Below are 21016 nucleotides of genomic sequence, written 5' to 3' on the forward strand. Positions count from 1 at the left end.
CTCCTGGCGATGTTCTTCTTGCCGGGCATGCCGTCCCAGGAGGCATGGGCAGGCGGTCCAGGCGGTCCAGCCAGTCCAGCCGATCCAGGCAGTCCAGGCGGACCGCCCGATCCGACGGAAGAAAAAGGGCTCCAGATCGCCCGTGACGCCCGGAGCCAGGACGAGGGTTTCGGCAATTTCTCGGCCGGCATGACCATGGTCCTGCGCAACAAGAAGGGGCAGGAGAGCGTCCGCGAAGTGCGCGTGAAGGTGCTCGAGGCGGAAGACGACGGCAACAAGAGTCTCTTCGTGTTCGACCAACCGCGCGATGCCCGGGGCACCGCGCTGCTCATACACGGCCACAAGGACCGGCCGGACGACCAATGGCTCTACCTGCCTGCCCTGAAGCGCGTCAAGCGCATCAGTTCGTCCAACCGTTCGGGTTCCTTCATGGGAAGCGAGTTTACCTACGAGGACATGACGGTCCAGGAAGTGGAGAAATACACCTACCGGTACCTGCGCGACGAACCCTGCGGAGACGGCCTGGACTGCGTGGTCACCGAGCGTATCCCGGTGGAGAAGGGATCGGTCTACCGCCGCCAGCTCGTCTGGCGCGACAAGTCGGCGCTCCGAGTCTGGAAAGTGGAGTACTACGACCGCAAGGACGCCCATCTGAAAACGCTTACCGTGGGTGAGTACCGGCAGTATCTCGACCGTTACTGGCGGGCCGGCAGCATGGCCATGGTGAACCATCTGACGGGCAAGAGCACCGACCTGGTCTGGACGGATTACGAGTTCGGGACCGACATCGACGACCGCGACTTCACCCGTACCGGACTGAGGCGGGTGCGGTGATGCCCTCGCGGGCCCTGGTTCGCCTCCTGTGGTTCGGCGTCTGTCTGATCGGTGTCGCGATGCATCCGGCTTCCTCGCGCGGCCAGGCCGGAAGCTACTATACTGACCTGTCGGGCCGGTTTGCAGCGGAAAGCCGGTGGTTTCCCCAGACCGCCCTTTTCCAGGGCCAGGGTTCCCACGCAAGCGGATTCGTAGCGGAACCCAACCTCTACCTCGAAGACGAAGCGGGCCGTATCCTCAATGTGACGCCCTGGTTCCGCTACGACAGCGCGGACGACCGTAGAACCCATTTCGACCTGCGGGAAGCGTACTTCCTGCTTTCCGGCGCCGCCGGCAACGGGGAATGGGAACTCCGCCTCGGTGTCGACCGCGTTTTCTGGGGCGTGGTCGAGTCCCGCCACCTGGTGGACATCGTCAACCAGATCGACCTGGTCGAACATCCCGACGAAAAGACCCGGATGGGGCAGCCCATGGCCTACGTGACCTGGTCGTCGGACTGGGGCGTGGTGGAACTGCTGGGCATGTCCTGGCACCGGAAACGCACGTTTCCCGGCAGCGACGGCCGGCTGCGCGCTTCGGTGGTCGTCGACAATGACCTGGCGGAATACGAAAGTTCGTCCGGGAAGTGGCATCCGGATTTCGCCGCCCGCTACAGCCATACCCTGGGCCTGCTGGACTTCGGCGCCAGCGTTTTCGACGGCACGGCCAGGGAGCCTTCCTTCGGCCTGTGCTTTGACTGCGGAGCGCCGTCCGGTCTGCCCGGGTCACCCGGCAAGTCCGGATCGTCTGGTCTGACAGTGCCCGTGCCCGTTCTCTATCCCATATACAATCAGATCCGCCAGTTCGGCCTGGACGCCCAGTGGACCACCGGGTCCCTGCTGTTGAAGCTGGAAGCGATCAGGCGGTCCGGAGCGCGCAACCTGGCAGGCGTGGAAGAGACCTTCAACGCCTTCGTGCTGGGCGGCGAGTACACGTTTTTTTCCTTGTGGAATACGGACGCCGACCTTACCCTTTTCGCCGAATGGGACCGTGACGGACGCGGCCGACGCGCGACCAATTTCTATGAAAACGACCTCTTCGCCGCCCTTCGGCTCATGCTGAACGATGTCCAGGGTACGGAGATGACGGTGAGTGTGCTGCACGATCTCGACAAGCGCCAGCGCATCTACGGTCTTGAACTGGCGCGCCGGCTGTCGGATGCCTTTTCTCTGGACCTGGGAGCGGTCGCGATCACCAACATCGACCAGGACGATCTGTACTACGATCTCCGGCAGGACGGTTTCGTTCAACTGGGTATCCATTACCATTTCTGACACCGACGACGACTACCGGAATCATGCCCAAACTGGTTCAAGGCATATGGCCGGCGCTCTGCACGCCCTTCGATGAAGGACTTGAGCTGGCTCCCGGCCGGGTGGCGCCCCTGGTACGTCACCTGGTGGACGCCGGCAGCGACGGTTTTTTCATCACCGGAGGCACGGGCGAGGGCCGGCAGATGTCGGTCGCAGAACGGCGTCGGATGTGCGAGACCGTAACCCGTGACGTCGCGGGCCAGGTCCCGGTGGTCTTTCACGTGGGCGGCACGACCACGGAGGATGCCGTCCTCCTCGCGTCGGAGGCCGGCGCGCTGGGTGCGGACGCCGTGGCTTCCGTCGCCCCCGCGAACCAACCCAACGACCTGGCGGCCGCCGTACGACACTATGCCGCCATCGGAGGCGTTTCCGAGGTCCCGTTCTACGTCTACTGGCTCGCGCGCGACGTGGACGGGCAGGTCTCGCCCGGGCAGTTCCTGGAGGCCATGGATTCGGTGCCCAATTTCGCGGGCATCAAGTTCACGGACCCGAACTTCTTCGTGTTTCAGCAGCTCGTGGACCTGGCCGGGGGCAGGCTGAACGCCATCACCGGGCCGGACGAGATGTGCGTGGCGGGGTTCGTGATGGGCAGCGACGGGGCCATCGGTTCCACGTACAACATCATGCCCCGGATGTTCCTGCGTATGTACGACGCCTTTCGAAACGGCCGGATACAGGAAGCCATGGCACTGCAGGTACAGGCCAACCGGGTCATCGCGCTACTGATTTCGGTGGGGGTCCTTGCCGGGATCAAAAAGATGCTCGAATGGCGCGGAGTACCCGTGGGGCCGCCGCGCCCGCCCACCGCCCGGCTGTCCGCGGAAGAGGAAGACCGGCTGCGGACCGGCCTGGAGGCACTGGATTTCGACGTAGTATAGTTCACGCAGGCGGGGCCGTCTCGATCCAATCGTTGGGGGCCCGCCGGGAGCATCGCAACCCATGTCCATGCCCGAAAAGATGAAACACCTGGACGCGCTGCGAAAACAGGCGGCCGAAGGCGGCGGGCAGCGCCGTATCGACCGGCAGCACGAGGCCGGGAAATGGACCGCCAGGGAACGGGTGGCCTTTCTCCTGGACGAGGGCAGTTTCGAGGAGATCGGCGCCTTCGTGACCCACGACTGCCAGGATTTCGGCATGGAAGGCACGGAAGTGCTCGGCGACGGCGTGATTACGGGCTACGGCACCATCGACGGCCGCAGCGTCTACGTCGTGTCGGAGGACTTCACCGTATTCGGCGGTTCGCTGGGCCAGGCCTACGGAGAGAAGATCTGCAAGGTCATGGACCTCGCCATGAAGAACGGTGCGCCGGTCATCAGCCTGAAGGACTCCGGCGGCGCCCGTATCCAGGAAGGGGTGGTCAGCCTCGCGGGCTACGCCGACATCTTCCTGCGCAACGTCATGGCTTCCGGCGTGATCCCGCAGATTTCGGTGATCATGGGACCCTGCGCCGGCGGCGCGGTCTACTCTCCGGCCATGACCGACTTCGTATTCATGGTGGAGGATACCAGCTACATGTTCATCACCGGACCGGACGTGATCCGCGCGGTGACCCACGAAGAGGTGACCTTCGACGAACTGGGCGGCGCGCACGTCCATAACTCAGTGACCGGCGTGGCCCATTTTTCGGCGCCGGACGAACCCTCGTGCCTTTCCATGGTGAAGGAGCTCCTGGCGTTCCTGCCGTCGAACAACATGGAAGACCCACTGAGGACAGCGTCCACGGACGACCCGGACCGGATGGACGAGGAACTTGCTCGCATCGTGCCGGACGACGCCAACAAACCCTACGACATCAAGGACGTTATCCACCGGGTGGTGGACCACGGCGACTTCTTCGAAGTGCATGGCGAGTTCGCCGACAATATCGTCGTGGGGTTCGCCCGGTTCAACGGCCGTACAGCCGGGATCGTCGCCAACCAGCCCGCTTCGCTCGCCGGCGTGCTGGACATCGACGCGTCCGTGAAGGGTGCGCGGTTCGTGCGCTTCTGCGACGCCTTCAACATCCCCCTGGTGGTCTTCGAGGACGTGCCCGGGTTTCTGCCCGGCGTAAGCCAGGAGCACGGCGGCATCATCAAGGAAGGCGCCAAGCTGCTCTACGCCTTCTGTGAAAGCACGGTGCCCCGGCTGACCGTGGTCACGCGCAAGGCCTACGGCGGCGCCTACTGCGTGATGAACAGCAAGCAGATACGCGCCGACATCAACTACGCCTGGCCGTCCGCGCAGTTCGCGGTCATGGGTCCGGAAGCCTCGGTGAATGTGCTCTACCGCCGGGAACTGGCCGAGGCGGATGACCCCGACGCCCTGCGCGAGGAACTGACCGCCGAGTTCCGGGAGAAGTTCGACAGTCCCTACGTCGCTGCGAAAATCGGGTATATCGATGAAGTGATCCAGCCCCAGGAGACCCGTCCACGTATCATTGCCGCGCTGGAGATGCTGAAGAACAAGCGTGACGCGAATCCTCCCAAGAAACACGGGAACATCCCGCTGTAAGAGGATACATGATCCGTAAAATCCTGATCGCCAACCGCGGAGAGATCGCCGTCCGGGTGATCCGCACGTGCCGGGAAATGGGCATCGAATCGACGGCCGTCTTCTCCGAGGCGGACCGCACCGCCCTGCACGTCCAATTCGCCGACGAAGCCTTCTGCATCGGCGACGCGCCGTCTTCGGACAGTTACCTCCGCGTGGACCGGATCATCGAGACGGCAAAGAAGGCCGGCGCCGACGCGGTTCATCCGGGATACGGGTTTCTTTCCGAAAACGGGGAATTCGCCGATCGCTGCGCGGAGGCCGGCATCACGTTCATCGGCCCTTCCGGCGAGGCGATGCGGACCATGGGAAGCAAGACGGCGGCGCGAAAGACCATGCGCGAGGCCGGGGTGCCCGTCGTACCCGGGACCGAAGAAGGGATCGGCAGCGACGAGGAAGCCCTCGGCGCGGCGGAATCCATCGGCTATCCGGTCCTCGTGAAGGCGGCCATGGGCGGCGGCGGCAAGGGCATGCGCGTCGTGGAATCCCCGGACGACCTGGCCGGCGCGCTCCGGACCGCGCGGTCCGAGGCCCAGTCCGCCTTTGGCGACGCCACGGTCTACCTGGAGAAATACCTGGTGGAACCCCGCCACGTGGAATTCCAGGTCCTCGCCGACCGGCACGGGCATGCGGTGCATCTCGGCGAGCGGGAGTGTTCGATCCAGCGCCGCCACCAGAAGCTCATCGAAGAATCGCCCTCCTGCATTCTCGACGATACGCTGCGGAACGCCATGGGAGAAGCGGCCGTACGGGCCGCCGAAGCTGTCCAGTACACCAACGCCGGTACCGTGGAGTTCATCGTCGACCAGGACCGTCAGTTCTATTTCCTCGAGATGAACACCCGTCTCCAGGTCGAGCACCCGGTCACCGAATTGAGAACGGGGCAGGACCTGGTCCGGCGACAGATAGAAATCGCCGCCGGCATGCCCCTCCCCTTCAGGCAGGAAAACGTGCGCCTGCTCGGCGCGGCCCTGGAATGCCGCATCTCCGCCGAGGATCCCAATGCGCAGTTCATGCCCTCGGTCGGCGTGGTTACGCGCCTGAGCGAGCCGGGCGGTCCCGGTGTCCGACTGGACAGCGGATTCTGCGCGGGATATGAGGTGCCGATTTACTACGATCCCATGATCGCCAAGCTCATCGTATGGGCCGAGAAGCGGGAAGAAGCGATCGCCCGCATGAAAAGAGCCCTGGGAGAATACGATATCGGCGGTATCAAGACCACCATTCCGTTTCACCTCCGAGCCCTTTCCGATCCCCGTTTCATTTCCGGCGACTATTCCACCTCTTTTGTCGAGACCATGGGCCCTGACGAAGACGCGGGGGCCGATGAGCGTCATATCGCCGCCGCCTTCGCCGCCATCATGAAGCACCGGGAAGCGAGACGGGCGGTGCCGTCCGGGACCGGCGGGGATGGATCCGACGGTTCCGGAGAGAGTCCGTGGAAACTGACCGGCCGGCGCGAAGCCATGCGCAGGGGCCGATGACGGCCTTCCCGCCGCGGGCTGCCCGCCATGGACTGCCCGGTTCGTGAGGCGGCGAAAGGGTGCACATTGAGCTATCTGGTCACCATACAGGGCACGACATACACCGTCAGCCTGGATGACCGGGAAGGCCGGGTCGCGCTGCAAATCGACGGCCGGCCGGTGGAAATCGACATGGCCTCGATTCAGGGGGATCAGCTCTATTCCCTGCTCATCGAAGGAAGGTCCTATACGGCGGTAGCGGCGACCTGGGGCGAGCAACGGGAGGTCAGGGTCAACGGCATATCGTCCGTGGTCACCGTGGAAGACGAACAACTGGCCCGGTTGCGCGGCCAGGTCAAGACCCGCCGACGCGCCGGGGGCGAACAGATCAAGGCGCCCATGCCCGGCCGCGTCGTGTCGATTTCCGTAGCGGTGGGCGATACGGTGGAGACCGGCCACGGTGTGGTCGTCATCGAAGCCATGAAGATGGAGAACGAACTGCGGGCCCACGCCGGCGGCACGGTCAAGGATATCCGGGTCGGCGAAGGGGACACGGTAGACAAGAACGACGTGCTGGTGGTCATCGCGGACTGAAAGGGCGCCGGGCGGAAGAGCGAGTCGCGCGGCATCGCGTAGCGCGCGGCCTGGATCGGATCAAGCGGGTACGTAAAGGACGGTTACATGCGACTGGGTGTCGTGGGTTACGTCCCGGGAGATCCCCGGGCCGTCACGGCAGCGGTGTTGAAAAAGGCCCTGGACCTGGGCGTCACCTCGGTCTGCTACCACGGCTCCGGCGAGTTCCTGGACGAACTGACGCCGGCGGACTACCACCGCGCCAACGCGCTCTATGATGATCTGGACCTGGAACTGGCCCAGTTCGGCATTGGCTACCGTGAGTGCCTCTTCGACCCGGACGGATCGGTGCGTGACCGGGTCGTATCGACCATAGGCCGCGGCATCGAAGCGGGCAGGGCGCTCAGGGCCCACAACGTATTGATCCGAACCGGCAGCCTGAATCCGGCGGGGTCCTACGACCCTGCGCCCGAGAACCACGAACCGGGACGGCTCGACGTGCTGATCGACACCCTGTCACGGGTCGCGGACAAGGCGGAGGAGGAGGGGATGACCGTCGTGATCGAGACCCATGCGCTCACGATCATGGGGTCGCCGGAGATCAACCGGCAGGTGGTTGAAGCCGTCGGGTCCGATCGCATGCGCGTGGTCATGGATTTCGTGAACCACTTCCAGTCCCTGGACCAGGCCTATCACAGCACGGAACGCCTGAACCACATCTTCGACGTCATGGGGCCGATCTCGACGGTCTGCCACATCAAGGACATCAGCGTGGAACCCGGCTTCGTCCTCCACATGAACGAGGAAGTGCCCGGCGCCGGCGTGCTCGACCTGGTCACGGCCGTGCGGCGGTGGGAGGAGATTCAGCCGGAAGGCTACATGCTGGTGGAGCATTTGCCCGAGGACAAGATCCCGACAGCCGTCGCGAACGTCCGGCGCATCGCGGCGGAGGCCGGGGTGGAAATTGTCTGACGGTACCGCAGAGGACAGGAGTCTACGTCCCGAATGACGCCTTCACCGCTTGCACCAGCCCGTCCCCCAGCGGCACATCAATCATCTCGCCCGACCGCCTTATCTTGAGTTCCACTACGCCTTTTTCCACCCCGCGCCTGCCCACGGTCAGCCTCACCGGAATGCCCATGAGGTCCGCGTCGTTGAACTTCACTCCGGCGCGATCGTCGCGGTCGTCGAAGAGCACTTCGAGTCCCGCCGAGACCAGGGTTTCGTAAACCGTTTCCGCCACGTCAGATAGGCGGAGATCGCCGCCGGACAGGTCGATGACGACCACCTGGAATGGTGCCGCGGCCGCGGGCCAGCAGATGCCGTTGTCGTCGTGGTGGCGCTCCACGATCGATGCCATGAGGCGGTCGATGCCGATCCCGTAGCACCCCATGACGATAGGGCGGGAGACATTCTCCTGATCCAGATAGCTTGCGTTCATGGCCTCGCTGTACTTGACTCCGAGCTTGAAGATGTTTCCGACTTCGATACCCTGGTCGGCCCGGAGGCCAGCGCCGCAGGCGGGGCAGGCGTCTCCGTCGCCGGCCGCGGCGATGTCCGCGACGATATCGGCTTCGTAGTCCCGTCCGTAGTTCACATTGCGCACGTGATAATCGATCCGGTTGGCTCCCGCGACCAGGTTGAAGCAGGCCGGGATCAGATCGTCGACGACGAGGAGCGATCGGTACCGGTCAATGCCGAGCGGGGAACCGAAGCCGGGTTCCGCGCCGACGGAACGTATCTCCTCCGGCATGGCCGGCCGAAGCTGGAGCGCTCCGACCGCATTGGCCAGCTTGGTATCGCTGAGTTCCATGTCTCCCCTGAGCACGGCAAACACGAACCGATCCGCCGGCCCGTCCTGTTCGTCCGCGACGGTGGCGACCATGAACACGGCCTTGGCGGTCTTCGTCGCCGGGATGTCCAGGTACCGGGCAAGATCGTCGATCGTAGCGGTGCCCGGCGTGTGGATGTCCTCGAGGGGCAGCCGCTCCTCGGCGGGCGGGCGGTCTTTCGCGAATCGCGCAACCTGCCTGTTTGCACGGTAACCGCAGGCTTCGCAGGACAGGATCGTGTCTTCGCCGGACGGCGCCGGTTCGATGAACTCGTGGGCGTCCGATCCGCCCATCATCCCCGGGTCGCTGCGCACCGCCACCGCGTCTAGTCCGCAGCGCCTGAATATGTTGGTATAGGCCTGAAAGACCTTCTCGTACCAGTCGTCCAGATCCCCGGCATCCACGTGAAAAGAGTATCCGTCCTTCATCGTGAACTCGCGCATGCGGATCAGCCCGCCTCGCGGCCGCGGCTCATCTCTGAACTTGGTTTGGATCTGGTACAGCAGGCAGGGCATTTGACGATAGCTTCTGATCACGTCGCGTATCAGGGACGTCACCACCTCTTCGTGGGTCATCGCCAGGCACAGATCGCGGCCGTTCCGGTCCTTCAGCCGGGCCATGTCGCTCCCGATCTGCTGCCACCGGCCGCTCTCCCGCCAGAGATCCGCCGGCTGCACCACGGGCAGCGCCACCTCCAGGCCGCCGATAGCGTCCATCTCTTCCCGGACGATCTCTTCGATGCGTCGTTTGACTCGCAGGCCGAGGGGCAGGTAGGCGAAGATGCCGGAAGCCACCTGCCGGACGAGACCCGCGCGAAGGAGCAGCTGGTGGCTGGGGGTTTCGGCGTCGCCCTGTGCCTCGCGCAGCGTTTGAAAGAAGAACTTTGAGAGACGCATGAACAGCACCGTAACCGGTTCCCGGGCCAGCCGGGCGGTGATGATTCGGACATGCCTTCGGACGATGCATAAACGGTTGCTTACGAACCGCCTGCAGGTATATTCAAGAAAGGATTTAAGCGCGGTGATTACAAGCGGTAAACTTGGAACCTGGAGACAAGGACAAACCCGTGATGACCGGTCAGGCGGCGGACCGCGTTCCCGCGACGGCGGACCGCATACCCGTCGCGAATGGTTACTGGAAAAGCGCCATTACGGCGAAGACGATGGGTGCCCGGACTCCGCTCTACGACGTGCAGTGGAACGGCGACGGCACGGGCCTGGTCTGGCTGGAACAGCGTTCGGATACCGGTGTGCTCGTTTGCCGCAACGGCACCGACGCGCCGTACGACCTGACGGACGGCCATCCGGTCCGGGGCGGCGTGGGCTACGGGGGCGGTGATTTCACCGTGGCCGATGACTGGGTCGTGTTCGCCGAAAAGGACGGCAGGCTGTACCGCCAGTCCCTGGCTCCGGGAACGGCCAGGCCGATCACGCCCGCCTTCGGCGCGGCCGCTTCGCCCACCGTGTCACCGGATGGAAAGCGGGTGCTGTACGTCCATACCTGTGAATCGGTAGACGTCATCGCCCTGGTCGACGGCGAGGGCAGCGGATGGCCGGTGAACCTGGTGCGCGGCGCTGATTTCTACATGCAGCCGGCCTGGCATCCCGACGGCGAGCGGATCGCCTGGATCGAGTGGGACCAGCCGCAGATGCCCTGGGACGGCACGAGGCTGAAGGCCGCCCGGATCGATTCCGCCCGCCGCGCGCTGGAAGACGAGCGGTTGATCGAAGGAGATACGGATACGCCGGTATTCCAGCCCGCCTACTCTCCGGACGGCAAGTGGCTTTCCTACATCGTTACGGAAGGAGAGTGGGAAAACCTGGTCGCGCTGGACCTCGATACGGGCGAGCGGCGCGTCGTGGCCGGGGGCGTCACCCTGGCCGACCCGGCCTGGGTGCAGGGCGTGCGGGTCTACGGCTGGGGGCCGGACGGCGATACCCTTTACTACCGCAGCAACGAAAAGGGTTTCGCGTCATTGTGGAAGGTCTCCGTGGCGTCCGGCCGGAAGACGAAGCTCGAAATGCCCCGGTACACCTGGATGATGCAGATCGCCGTCTCCCCTGTCCGGGATACCGTGGCCTGTATCGCCTCTTCGTCCATCGTACCGGAACGCGTGGTCACCCTGGACGAAAGCGATCATACGGAGCATCGCCATACGGAGCATCGCCACACGGTGCATCGCCGCAGCCAGTCGGAGATGATCCCCGCAGCCGACCTCTCCGTTCCCGAATCGATTACCTGGAAGAACCTGGACGGGGGCGAGGTGCACGGACTCTACTATCCACCGGCCAGCAGCCGGTTCTCCGGGTCTGGAAAGCCGCCGGCCATTGTCAGCATCCACGGGGGACCGACCGGCCAGCATCGGACGGACTATTCCGCCGAGATCCCTTTCTTCACCAACCGGGGCTATGCCTGCCTGTATGTCAACTACCGCGGAAGTACGGGTTACGGGCGCAGTTACATGACCGCCCTGCGCGAGCACTGGGGCGAGTACGACACAGAAGACGCCGTCAGCGGCGCCCTTGCCCTCGTGGATCGTGAACTCGCCGATCCGGACCGCATCGTCATCAAGGGCGGCAGCGCGGGAGGTTTTACCGTACTGAACGCCCTGGTCCATCACCCCGGAGTCTTCCGGGCCGGCCTGTGTCTCTACGGCGTGACCAATCTCTTCGGCCTGGCCACGGATACACACAAGTTCGAGGCGAAGTACCTGGACCTGATGGTGGGGACGCTGCCCGAGCACAGCGACCGGTACCAGGCCTGGTCGCCCATCTTCCACGCGGACAGGATCCGCGATCCGGTCGCCATATTCCAGGGCAGCGAGGACAAGGTGGTCCCCCCGGACCAGGCCGAATCGATCGTCGAGGTCCTCAAGCGGAACAAGGTGCCCCACATCTACCGGTTGTACGAAGGCGAGGGGCACGGCTGGCGCAAAGTCGAAACCATCGTTTCCTTCTACGACGACGTGGAACGGTTCCTGAAGCGGTACGTACTCTGATGCGGTGGATACAGAAGCAGATTACCTTGACCCCAGGCCCCGGGGCTACCACCTGGTGACGAATGAGATCACCGGCCAGGTCCCCGCGCTGGCGGATATCGATGTCGGCATCGCCCACGTCTTCATCTGCCACACCTCCGCTTCCCTCACCATCAACGAGAACGCGGCGCCCGACGTCCGGGGCGACTTCGAGCGCCACATGAACGTCCTGGTCCCCGAGCACCAGCCGTACTACCGTCATGACGAGGAGGGACCGGACGACATGCCGGCGCACATCAAGGCCTCGATGATGGGCAGCAGCGTGTCCATTCCCGTCACCGCCGGCCGGCTGAACCTGGGGGTCTGGCAGGGCATCTATCTCTGCGAACACCGGGACCGCGGCGGCGCGCGGCGTCTGGTGGTCACCATATACGGCAGTCCAGCCTGAAAGGATCTTCGTGGGAACCCTGGCGGATAAACTGACCGGCCTGTTTGCCGACGCCTTTGAATCGGCCGGCTATGATCGAAGCTATGGCGAAGTGCGGGTATCGGACCGGCCGGACCTGTGCCAGTTCCAGTGCAACGGGGCGCTTGCGGCGGCCAAACAGTACCGGGCCAACCCACGTCAGATTGCACAGAACGTGGTCGATTCCATCTCGGCGCCGGCCTTGTTCGAAGATCTTTCGCTCGCCGGACCGGGCTTCATCAACATCGTGCTGCAGGATGACTACATCGCCGCCCACGTCCAGGAAGTGTACGAGGACGACAGGCTGGGCTGCGAAATCACCGGGACGCCCGGCCGGATCCTCGTAGACTACGGGGGGCCCAACGTGGCCAAACCGCTCCACGTCGGCCATCTCCGGGCCGCCATCATCGGCGAGAGCATCGTGCGGATCTGCCGCTTCCTGGGCCACGATGTGATCGGCGACGTGCACCTGGGCGACTGGGGTCTGCAGATGGGTCTCATCATCGAGGGCCTCCGGGACCGCCAGCCCGGCCTGCCCTATTTCGACGCCGGTTACTCGGGGCCGTATCCCGATGAGCCCCCCGTGACCATAAGTGACCTGGAGGAGTTGTATCCCCAGGCCAGCGAAAGAGAAAAAAGCGACCAGGAATTCGCCGAGGCCGCGCGTCAGGCCACGGTGGACCTGCAGGCCGGACGGCCGGGTTACCGCGCGCTGTGGCAACATTTCCGTGACGTGTCCGTCGACGACCTCCGGCAGAGCTACGAACTGTTGAACATCCATTTCGACTTGTGGCTTGGAGAGAGCGATACCCAGGACCGGCTTCTTGGTCTGATTGAACGATTGAAGGCGGAGGGATACGCCACGGAAAGCCGGGGCGCACTGGTCGTAGAGGTCGACGACTCGGAGGACAAGGAATCGATCCCGCCACTGATGCTGGAGAAGACCGACGGCGCTGTGCTGTACGGCACGACCGATCTGGCGACCATAAACCAGCGCGTGGAGCAATTCCAGCCCGACTGCATCCTATACGTAGTCGACAATCGGCAGCGGCAGCATTTCATACAGGTATTCAAGGCTTCCTACAAGACGGGCGTGGCGCCGGAGACGACGCGGTTGGAACACAACGGCTTCGGGACCATGAACGGTAAGGACGGGAAACCCTTCAAGACCCGCGAGGGCGGGATCATGAAGCTGAAGGACCTGATCGGGCTGGTGACCGACCACGCCATGGCGCGCATCGAGACCATCGAATCGGTCCGCGAATACGACGAGGACGAGAAGGAGCAAATCGCCCGCATCGTGGGCGTAGCCGCCCTGAAGTACGCCGACCTGATGAACCACCGCACCAAGGACTACGTCTTCGACCTGGACCGGTTTTCATCCTTCGAGGGCCGCACGGGGCCCTACATCCTCTACGCCGCCGTCCGGATCAAGTCGGTGTTGCGGCGGGCGGGCGAACGCGGCCTCCAGCCAGGCGGGATCATGGCGCCCCGAAGCGAGTCGGAACGCGACCTGGACCTAAAGCTGTCCGAATTGCCCGCGGTGGTCGACCTGGCCTTCGAAACCCGGGCGCCGAACCACCTGTGCGAGTATGCCTTCCAGCTGGCCACGGCCTATAACCGGTTCTACCATACCCACCACATCCTGAACGAGGAAGATGCGGACCGCCGGGCCTCCTGGCTCGCCCTGTCGGGGGTCACGCTGCGCGTGCTGGAGCGGGTGCTGGACCTGCTCGGTATCGAAGTACCGCGGCGCATGTAGCAAGCCGAAGCGAATGTACAACCCGCGGCGCATGTAGCAGGCCGCGACGCATGTAGCAGGCCGCGACGCATGTAGCAACAGGTAGAAAACCATACTCAGGGATCGTCAGTCTGTGAATATCGTATACCTCCATTCCCACGATACGGGCCGGTACATACAACCCTACGGCCACGCCATTCCCACACCCGCCCTGCAACGACTGGCGGAGGACGGGGTCCTTTTCAGGTCGGCCTACTGCGCGAACCCGACCTGTTCCCCGAGCCGGGCGGCCCTGCTCACCGGACAGTGGGCCCACAGCTGCGGCATGTTCGGCCTGGTCAACCGGGGATGGTCGATCCACCATCCCGAGCGGCTCATCATGCACACGCTGCGCGAGGCGGGATACGATACGGTGATGGCCGGATTCCAGCACGTGGTGATGAACCTGGATGACGCCGGGTGGTCCCGCATACTGCCGAGGAAGGCCGGTGACGACAAGGCGCCCACCGAGGAACTCGCCGTCTCCTTCCTGTCCGAACCCCATGATCGCCCGTTCTTCCTGGACGTGGGCTTCGGCGAAACCCACCGCAGGGGAGCGGGCTTCGCACCGCAACCCGATGGGGAACCGCCGGCCGATCCCCGTTTCGTACGTCCGCCGGCACCGTTCCCCGATACGCCGGAACTTCGTCGGGACATGGGCCTGTTTATCGATGCCGCACGCACGCTCGATCGCAAGATGGGGCGCGTGTTGGAGGCCATCGACCGGTACGGGCGGAGGGACGACACCCTGGTCGTCTGCACCACCGATCACGGCATCGCCTTCCCCATGATGAAATGCCACCTCACCGACCACGGCATGGGCGTCATGCTCATCCTGCGCGGTCCCGCGGGATACAGCGGCGGCAAAGTGATCGATGGCATGGTAAGCCAGATCGACCTGTTTCCTACCCTTTGCGAGCTGGCCGGGATCGAGCGGTCGGCCTGGCCGGATTGGCTGCAGGGCGTTTCACTGGACCCGCTCGTCCGTGGTGAAGCCACGGAGATCCGGGAAGAAGTCTTCGCCGAGGTCAATTACCACGCGGCCTACGAGCCCCAGCGGGCCGTGCGGACGCACCGCTGGAAGTACATCCGGCGATGCGGAGACCGCGAACTTCCCGTCATGACGAACTGCGACGCATCGATCACGAAATCGACCCTGATCGAGCAGGGCTGGCGCGACCGGACCGTGCCTCGTGAACGGCTGTACGATACCGTGTTCGATCCAAACGAAACCAACAACCTGGCCGGCCAGCCCGAATCCGCGGACGCGTTGCGCGACCTGCGCGCCCGATTGGACCGCTGGATGGTTTCCACGGGCGATCCCCTGGTCGATCACGAAGTCGTACCTCCGGACCCCGGGGGCGTGTTGAACAGCCCCGCCGACCTGTCGGCGGCCGATGACCCCCAGTATCCCGTCTGAGCCATGCAACCTGTCTATCTGAACCATTTGCTCATCTTCCTGGACGCGGAGACCTACCGTTCCATCGGCGCGTCCGGGTTTCTGAACGGGCACTTCGCCTGTTCCGAAGAGCGGACGACCCACGACCAGGCCACGGACATGTCGTGGACCGGCCGCTACTACTACGGCCGCGAGACCTATTTCGAGTTCATGGATCCGGGCCGTACCTCCTGGGCGCCCCGCGACGCCATCGCTTTCGGCATAGAGCAGGAGGGCGGATCAGAGGATCTCGCCGGCCGCCTGGAAAGGGCGTTGAAACGGGATATCACGCGGTTCAAGCGGAAGAGAAGGTACGGGGACCAGGACATCCCGTGGTTCTGGACGGTCGACATACCCCGTAAGGACGACGCCCGGTTGATTTCCTGGGTGATGGAATACGATCCCGAATTCCTGGACCGCTGGGCACCGCACCTTCCTCCGGAAAAGCCTGGCGCGGGGACGGCCGGCATCGCCAGAAGCGGGTTCCTGACCCGTTACCGTTCCGCCATCGGCGACGACCTGCCTGGCCGGCTGTTCCGGGACATCACGTCGGTGACCGTGACGCTGCCGCCCGATGAGGCGGACCTGCTCGAGGCTGAGCTAGGGGTGTACGGATACGCTGCGAAGAAGATGGACCGTCCCGCTGTACCGGGTGCGGACGATGGCGCGGGGTTTGCGCCGAGCCCGGACGATGGCGCCGGTACGGGACCGGATTCGGCGGTCCGCATCGCGGCGGGGAAGACGGTAGATCAGTCCGGTGCGGGGCCTTCCGGGATCGAGAAACGCACATCCTTCCGCGGCCCGGACCTCGACATCGTGGTGGAATGGGCATCCCGTACCGGCGGTCCTGCCGTGGCTCGCGCCGACCCTCCCGCGGAAGGCGCGGACCCTGCCGTGGCTCGCGCCGACCGCACCGGGTCCGCGGCTCGCGCCGACCGCACCGGGTCCGCGGCATCCGGGCTCTTCGGCGACGGTTTCGGCATCACCGAATTCTCCATGAAGACGCAGCCAGTCTCGGTCACCACGACCCACACCTTTGGCCCCGCGTGCCGCCTTACCGTGGACAGGACGGGGAGAGCAGCCTGGTCGTTCAGGCCGGACGCTGGGTGATATCAGCAGTCGGACGCTGGACAGGTCCTGCACAGGTGCCGGTTCACGAGATGGGTCGTCGCGAGCAGGACGCCTCCGGCTACGTGGAGGACTACTTCGAAGTTCCCTTCGGCCGCCAGGAAACCCGTTACGATTACTCCCACGGCCAATACGAGGGTGAGAAACGCCCTCCATCTCTTGTGGTGCCTCACGCCCGAAACCACACTCCCGGCTGCGAGCAATACCGCGCCGATTATGGCGTACTCGGCGGGCTCTCCGGCCAGGAATCCGAGGCCCACGAGCGGCAGGAACGTCACCACCATCGGCAAGGCCAGGCAATGGATCGCACATGCGGACGAGACGAACACGCCGATGTTGTCAACGGTTCCTCGATTGATCTGATGGTTCATTTCTTATCTGATTCTCCTGTGGGATAATCCCGGGGCCGGCTCATCAGGCGCCACGAAATCCCGGGCCCGGCTCATCAGGCGCCACGGAAATCCCGGGCCGGCTCAACCTGTGCCCCGGACCTTGCCGAGTCCGACCCAGGCACCCGCACTTACCAGCCCAACCAATACGATCAGTGCCGATAGCGGTACCGTCGCGCGCTGACCCACGTCGCCTAATGACTCGTCTACGAAATTGAAAGCCGGTAACGTGGGAAGCACATCGGCCGACATCTGCTCCCCGGCCAGAATTGCCGGTACGAAGAACGACTGCCACTGACCGGCGTACGCTCTCACCTGAGCCTGAAACCGTGCAAACCGCGAATCACCCGTTCCCGCCGCGTCGATCAGCATCTCCTGGAGCAGGAGTGCGGGGGAGAGAAACCGGTAGCGGCGGATCAGGTCATTCTGCTCGTCACGTCCCAACCTGTGTCGCTCAGACACCTCTTCCAGGCGCTGGTTCACTGCGTCTGTCGCGGCCCAGGCGAGCGCGGCCCGGTTGGGTTCATCGGTCGCGTCTCCACCGGTCAGTTCGGGATGGTCCTCGAGGTAACGGGCAAGCAGTTCGCTGCGGCGGTTCACCGCGTCGTTTGAGGCTTCGCGCTGGGCAGTAATCATCTCCACCCGCGACGGGAGCGGATGGAGCAGGCCCGCGGCGATGTTGATGGCGGCTGGCAGCACCACCACCAGGACAAGCCAGGCCCCCACCAGCACCGTGGCGTTCCAGGAGGATGACCGGCCGAGGCTGTTTACCCAGGCGGTGAGTGCGAACCAGAACAGCGCGTACACCGTCAGCGCCGCGCACCACAGAAGTATCCTGCCGAGCGGCCCCGTAGATCCGAAACCTCCCGAGATGAGTATTCCGATCAAAGACACCCCGATGGCCGCGGCCAGGACCAGCATGGCGCGGAAGGCGAGCTTCGCGGTCACGAACCGGCGCGCCGATACGGGCTGAGAAAGCGTAAGGGCCAGGGTGCCCTGTTCGCGTTCCCCTGATAGCACGTTGAAACCCATGGCCAGTATGAGCAGGGGCAGCAGGTAGATCGCGACGAAGGCCAGGTCGAATCGTCCCACCATGAGATTGAGTGGGTTCTCCACCTCGCCGTTTTGCAGGAACGTGGATTCGTTGGTATAGATACTGACATCGTAGTAGTAAGGCAGCAGGTCGCTTTGTCCTACCGCCAGGGCGGTCAAGGGGCCGGGATCCAGCGCGACGGACCGGGCGCCCTGGCGGCCACCCATGACGTTGGCGGCGCGGGGGTCGCGGAAGGGGGAGGACGGTTCGGCTCCGTCTTCGATGGCGGCCAATTCCTGTTCCAACGCATTGATACGTTGGACATTCCCGTCCCGGACGACCTGTACCGTGTGATCCTGGAAGCGCACCCAGGCCATGCCGTTGGCCAGCGCGTAGGCAAAGAGGACGACGAAAAGGGGCAGGACGATCCGCAGGACTCGGTCTGCCGCGAGCAGCCGCCACTCGTTGAGCAGGATGGTTTTTATGGTCTTGGTCTGCATGATCAGGCCACCTCCGCACGGCGAACGGCGTACCTGACCACCACAAACGCACCGGCCAGCCACAGTCCGAGCATCAGGAGCGAAAGGGCCCGGTTCTTCAGGACCCACGACACTTCCGGCGCGTCGTACCGGAAGGGCGGCGTCTGCGACCAGAGATCGGCGGAGGCGAGGTAGACTTCACCAGTACGGGAGTTTTCGGTCAACTCGCCGTTCAGGCGCTCCACCAGATCCCTCCGGTATTGCTCCGCGGCGGAGGCGAAGTGGCGGTGCTGTTCGACATCGGTACCGGCCAGGCCCATGGAGAGCGTCCTGACCGCCAGCAGGGGTGCCGTCACCGCGAGCGCTTCATGTACATATCCCTGGCGCTCGAAGGTGTCCCAAAGAGCGCCGTAGTTCCGGTCGAAGATCTGGTCGCCGAATCTCTCGCTTTCCTGCAGGAAGACGCCTATCGCGTTGATCGGGAGGTCTTCTGCCCGCTCCACCTCGTACTGCGCCAGCAGGTTCTGCGTCACGACGGCCCGGTCGGGGCGGTCAACGCCCTCTATGCCGCTGGCCATCTCCTGTTCAAGGGTGTGGGCGAACTCAATCGCGGAGGGCGTCGGGTACAGCCATTTCGAGAGATCCACCGCGACGCGGGGTGCCACGAGTCCGTTCACTACCCAGACGGCCAGCAAGACGACCAGTGCGGTCCGTGCCGAAGGGGCCCGGGCCGAGACGGCGAGGGACAACCCTATGAACGTGGCGAAATAGGCCAGGTAGATTCCGGCAAGCACGGCGCCGCGTACCAGCGGGGACGTCGCCGGTCCGGGGCTTCCTACGATAATGGCGGCCGCGCCTACGACTGCCGCGGGTACCAGGAGCAGCGCCAGGGCGGCCGACGCGCCGAGGGCCTTGCCCATGGCGAGTTCGAGGCGTCCGACGCCCGTAGCCAGGAGTTGCCGCAGCGTGCCACGCTCCCGCTCGCCGGCGAGTGCTCCAAAGGTCAACAGGATGATAAGAAGCGGTACCAGGTGCTGAAGGACCTGCGCCGCCGTCAACGCGCCAATGCGCTGCGCGGGGGTCGCGTCCTGTGCGGGACGCAACAGGAAATCGTTCTGCCTGTGGGCCTCCAGGAACACGGACGTTCCCGTATAGGAATCCACTCCTTCATCGACGAAGGACAGCGCCAGCCGGGGTTTGAACGCGTATACACCGTAGTGGGCCGCGGAGTGGGGGTTCTTCTCACCCTGTGATTCCCAGTGATCGCGGGCGGTTGCCTGTGCGGCGGCGAGTTCCTTCTGCGCATTGCGCGCCTGGACCCATCCCGTTCCCAGCGAAACCAGGAGCAGGGCGCCTACCAGGGCGGCGCACCAGCGGAAACGGCCGTCCCGCACCACGTCCATGAATTCCTTTCGGACGATATGCCTGATCATAGTTGGCTCCTAATCGTGCATGTGTTCGAGGTAGATGCGTTCGAGATCCGCGTGGCCGATTTCGTCGGTGGTCATCTCCGCGACGAGGCGGCCGTGCCGCATGATACCGACCCGCGTTCCGGTTTCCTTCGCGCGAAAGAGGTCGTGGGTCGCCATGAGCACCGCTACGCCTTGATCCTTGAGTTGTTCCAGCAATTCGGAGAACTCGTTCGAAGCCTCGGGATCGAGGCCGGACGTCGGTTCGTCGAGGAGGAGGGCGTCGGCTTCCTTGGCGATGGCGATCGCGATGCCGACTTTCTGCCTCATGCCCTTGGAATACCCGGATACGCGGGAATGGACCGCATCCGCCTGGAGTCCCGCCTCGCCGAGGATCTCGGTAAGACGATCCGTCGACAGGGATTCCTTCCCGCCCAGCGCGGCAAAATAGGCCAGGTTTTCCAGGCCGCTCAGGTTGCGATAGAGCATGACCTGCTCGGGAACGTAGGCGAGGTGTGTCTTGGATTTCAGCGGCTCCTCGGCGACATCAAGACCCATCACGTGAGCACTTCCGGAGGTCGGCTCCAGAAACCCCAGGAAAAGATGGATCGTCGTCGTCTTGCCGGCGCCGTTCGGGCCCAGGAGGCAGTAGATCTCCGACGGGCCGACCCGGAGATCCAGGCCGACAACCGCTTCTACTTCATCATAACGCTTGGACAGCGACCGGGCTTCCAGTACGGGCGCCAACGCGGCGCCTGCCGAATCGGCGGGGGTTTCTGATTCATCGACAGCCAATACATCGCTCGTGTTCTTCATCCGGGATTCCGGACCGGATTCCATAGTTTTTCCTCCGGTTGCATGGAGTATACTTGATCCCTCGCCGTGCTGGCGGCGCGACTTCGAATCTCTATTTCCAGGAATACATAGCCACCGATGCGCAGGACAGATTTTGACGGCGCAAAACCTGCGAACAGGCATCAGGATCTGGACGAACTGTGTGAAATACGGAAAGGATGGGGTATTCAGGCAGGTGGTGCCCGGGAGTCGTGTCCGCGGGTCGCTGCATCAAGAGGAATCGTATGGGAGTACGCAGCGGAGATACGTTGTATCGGCGCATCAGGGCAGTCGTGCGCGCCGGAGCGATCGATGGAATCGAGGGTCGGCAGTCCCTGGACATGACAGGGAACACAGGTGCCGTTTACGCATTCGTGATCGTGGTCGTGGTCATGGGGCGTCGCCGAAAGCACGAAGAGGGCGACGGCGGAAACCGCGGCCCAACGTTGTAGTGTCAACCAGTCTGGTCGCATGTCGGCGAACATAGTACGCCCTTCAGG

18 protein-coding genes are annotated in these 21016 nt (G+C 64.1%); 13 read left to right on the forward strand and 5 right to left on the reverse strand.

Annotation, left to right across the window (positions count from 1 at the left end):
- Positions 1 to 27 precede the first annotated feature (27 nt).
- The 7 genes from F4Y38_08990 (at position 28) to F4Y38_09020 (ending at position 7723) form a co-directional block, all read left to right on the forward strand.
- Complete coding sequence (locus tag F4Y38_08990; GenBank protein MXY49414.1) at positions 28 to 834, forward strand: outer membrane lipoprotein-sorting protein; 807 nt, start codon at positions 28 to 30, stop codon at positions 832 to 834.
- On the forward strand, positions 834 to 2147 hold the full coding sequence (locus F4Y38_08995) for a hypothetical protein (protein ID MXY49415.1): 1314 nt from the start codon (positions 834 to 836) through the stop codon (positions 2145 to 2147). Before F4Y38_08990 ends, F4Y38_08995 begins: the two co-directional genes overlap by 1 nt.
- A gap of 23 nt (positions 2148 to 2170) precedes the next feature.
- Complete coding sequence (locus F4Y38_09000) at positions 2171 to 3064, forward strand: hypothetical protein (GenBank protein ID MXY49416.1); 894 nt, start codon at positions 2171 to 2173, stop codon at positions 3062 to 3064.
- Between the two features lie 67 nt (positions 3065 to 3131).
- Positions 3132 to 4676 (forward strand): acyl-CoA carboxylase subunit beta, encoded by a 1545-nt coding sequence (locus tag F4Y38_09005; protein ID MXY49417.1) that lies wholly within the window; start codon positions 3132 to 3134, stop codon positions 4674 to 4676.
- 8 nt (positions 4677 to 4684) lie between these two features.
- The gene (accC, locus tag F4Y38_09010) at positions 4685 to 6199 is read left to right on the forward strand and encodes an acetyl-CoA carboxylase biotin carboxylase subunit (protein MXY49418.1); all 1515 of its coding nucleotides are present in this window, start codon (positions 4685 to 4687) and stop codon (positions 6197 to 6199) included.
- A gap of 27 nt (positions 6200 to 6226) precedes the next feature.
- Positions 6227 to 6772: a hypothetical protein gene (locus F4Y38_09015; GenBank protein MXY49419.1), complete on the forward strand. Its 546-nt coding sequence runs from the start codon at positions 6227 to 6229 to the stop codon at positions 6770 to 6772.
- A gap of 87 nt (positions 6773 to 6859) precedes the next feature.
- Complete coding sequence (locus F4Y38_09020) at positions 6860 to 7723, forward strand: TIM barrel protein (GenBank protein ID MXY49420.1); 864 nt, start codon at positions 6860 to 6862, stop codon at positions 7721 to 7723.
- Between the two features lie 22 nt (positions 7724 to 7745).
- On the opposite strand, the gene F4Y38_09025 is transcribed toward F4Y38_09020, so the two are convergent.
- Positions 7746 to 9479: a proline--tRNA ligase gene (locus tag F4Y38_09025; GenBank protein MXY49421.1), complete on the reverse strand. Its 1734-nt coding sequence runs from the start codon at positions 9477 to 9479 to the stop codon at positions 7746 to 7748.
- A gap of 170 nt (positions 9480 to 9649) precedes the next feature.
- Here F4Y38_09025 and F4Y38_09030 point away from each other — a divergent pair, with 170 nt between their 5' ends.
- The 5 genes from F4Y38_09030 to F4Y38_09050 all read left to right on the forward strand — a co-directional run bounded on the left by F4Y38_09030 (position 9650) and on the right by F4Y38_09050 (position 16354).
- Positions 9650 to 11581, forward strand: coding sequence for a S9 family peptidase (locus tag F4Y38_09030; protein MXY49422.1), 1932 nt, complete (start codon positions 9650 to 9652; stop codon positions 11579 to 11581).
- Between the two features lie 55 nt (positions 11582 to 11636).
- Positions 11637 to 12008 carry a YjbQ family protein gene (locus tag F4Y38_09035; protein MXY49423.1) on the forward strand — a complete coding sequence of 124 codons (372 nt, stop codon included), beginning with the start codon at positions 11637 to 11639 and terminating at the stop codon, positions 12006 to 12008.
- A gap of 10 nt (positions 12009 to 12018) precedes the next feature.
- Positions 12019 to 13788 carry an arginine--tRNA ligase gene (argS, locus tag F4Y38_09040; protein ID MXY49424.1) on the forward strand — a complete coding sequence of 590 codons (1770 nt, stop codon included), beginning with the start codon at positions 12019 to 12021 and terminating at the stop codon, positions 13786 to 13788.
- A 112-nt stretch (positions 13789 to 13900) separates the two neighbouring features.
- Positions 13901 to 15226: a sulfatase gene (locus F4Y38_09045; protein ID MXY49425.1), complete on the forward strand. Its 1326-nt coding sequence runs from the start codon at positions 13901 to 13903 to the stop codon at positions 15224 to 15226.
- Positions 15227 to 15229: 3 nt separating this feature from the next.
- Positions 15230 to 16354, forward strand: coding sequence for a hypothetical protein (locus tag F4Y38_09050; protein ID MXY49426.1), 1125 nt, complete (start codon positions 15230 to 15232; stop codon positions 16352 to 16354).
- A gap of 2 nt (positions 16355 to 16356) precedes the next feature.
- On the opposite strand, the gene F4Y38_09055 is transcribed toward F4Y38_09050, so the two are convergent.
- From F4Y38_09055 to F4Y38_09070, 4 genes are all read right to left on the reverse strand, one after another.
- Positions 16357 to 16743 (reverse strand): MerC domain-containing protein, encoded by a 387-nt coding sequence (locus F4Y38_09055; protein ID MXY49427.1) that lies wholly within the window; start codon positions 16741 to 16743, stop codon positions 16357 to 16359.
- Positions 16744 to 16845: 102 nt separating this feature from the next.
- A complete protein-coding gene (locus F4Y38_09060; GenBank protein ID MXY49428.1) occupies positions 16846 to 18294 on the reverse strand; it encodes a DUF3526 domain-containing protein in 1449 nt (482 codons plus the stop codon).
- Positions 18295 to 18296: 2 nt separating this feature from the next.
- Positions 18297 to 19706 (reverse strand): ABC transporter permease subunit, encoded by a 1410-nt coding sequence (locus tag F4Y38_09065; protein ID MXY49429.1) that lies wholly within the window; start codon positions 19704 to 19706, stop codon positions 18297 to 18299.
- A gap of 9 nt (positions 19707 to 19715) precedes the next feature.
- Positions 19716 to 20498 (reverse strand): ABC transporter ATP-binding protein, encoded by a 783-nt coding sequence (locus F4Y38_09070; GenBank protein MXY49430.1) that lies wholly within the window; start codon positions 20496 to 20498, stop codon positions 19716 to 19718.
- 263 nt (positions 20499 to 20761) lie between these two features.
- Between F4Y38_09070 and F4Y38_09075 the strand changes: the two genes are divergently transcribed.
- A complete protein-coding gene (locus F4Y38_09075; protein ID MXY49431.1) occupies positions 20762 to 20968 on the forward strand; it encodes a hypothetical protein in 207 nt (68 codons plus the stop codon).
- Positions 20969 to 21016 lie beyond the last annotated feature (48 nt).

The sequence above is a fragment of the Gemmatimonadota bacterium genome (assembly GCA_009838645.1).
Taxonomy (GTDB): domain Bacteria; phylum JAAXHH01; class JAAXHH01; order JAAXHH01; family JAAXHH01; genus JAAXHH01.

Bases quoted from the DNA above. Each gene is read 5' to 3' on its own strand.
- F4Y38_09025 (MXY49421.1), bottom strand. From the start codon at position 9,479: ATGCGTCTCTCAAAGTTCTTCTTTCAAACGCTGCGCGAGGCACAGGGC.
- F4Y38_09005 (MXY49417.1), top strand. From the start codon at position 3,132: ATGCCCGAAAAGATGAAACACCTGGACGCGCTGCGAAAACAGGCGGCC.
- F4Y38_09050 (MXY49426.1), top strand. From the start codon at position 15,230: ATGCAACCTGTCTATCTGAACCATTTGCTCATCTTCCTGGACGCGGAG.
- F4Y38_09070 (MXY49430.1), bottom strand. From the start codon at position 20,498: ATGAAGAACACGAGCGATGTATTGGCTGTCGATGAATCAGAAACCCCC.
- F4Y38_08995 (MXY49415.1), top strand. From the start codon at position 834: ATGCCCTCGCGGGCCCTGGTTCGCCTCCTGTGGTTCGGCGTCTGTCTG.
- F4Y38_09065 (MXY49429.1), bottom strand. From the start codon at position 19,706: ATGATCAGGCATATCGTCCGAAAGGAATTCATGGACGTGGTGCGGGAC.
- F4Y38_09075 (MXY49431.1), top strand. From the start codon at position 20,762: ATGGGAGTACGCAGCGGAGATACGTTGTATCGGCGCATCAGGGCAGTC.
- F4Y38_09055 (MXY49427.1), bottom strand. From the start codon at position 16,743: ATGAACCATCAGATCAATCGAGGAACCGTTGACAACATCGGCGTGTTC.
- F4Y38_09020 (MXY49420.1), top strand. From the start codon at position 6,860: ATGCGACTGGGTGTCGTGGGTTACGTCCCGGGAGATCCCCGGGCCGTC.
- F4Y38_09060 (MXY49428.1), bottom strand. From the start codon at position 18,294: ATGCAGACCAAGACCATAAAAACCATCCTGCTCAACGAGTGGCGGCTG.
- accC (MXY49418.1), top strand. From the start codon at position 4,685: ATGATCCGTAAAATCCTGATCGCCAACCGCGGAGAGATCGCCGTCCGG.
- F4Y38_08990 (MXY49414.1), top strand. From the start codon at position 28: ATGCCGTCCCAGGAGGCATGGGCAGGCGGTCCAGGCGGTCCAGCCAGT.
- F4Y38_09000 (MXY49416.1), top strand. From the start codon at position 2,171: ATGCCCAAACTGGTTCAAGGCATATGGCCGGCGCTCTGCACGCCCTTC.
- F4Y38_09015 (MXY49419.1), top strand. From the start codon at position 6,227: ATGGACTGCCCGGTTCGTGAGGCGGCGAAAGGGTGCACATTGAGCTAT.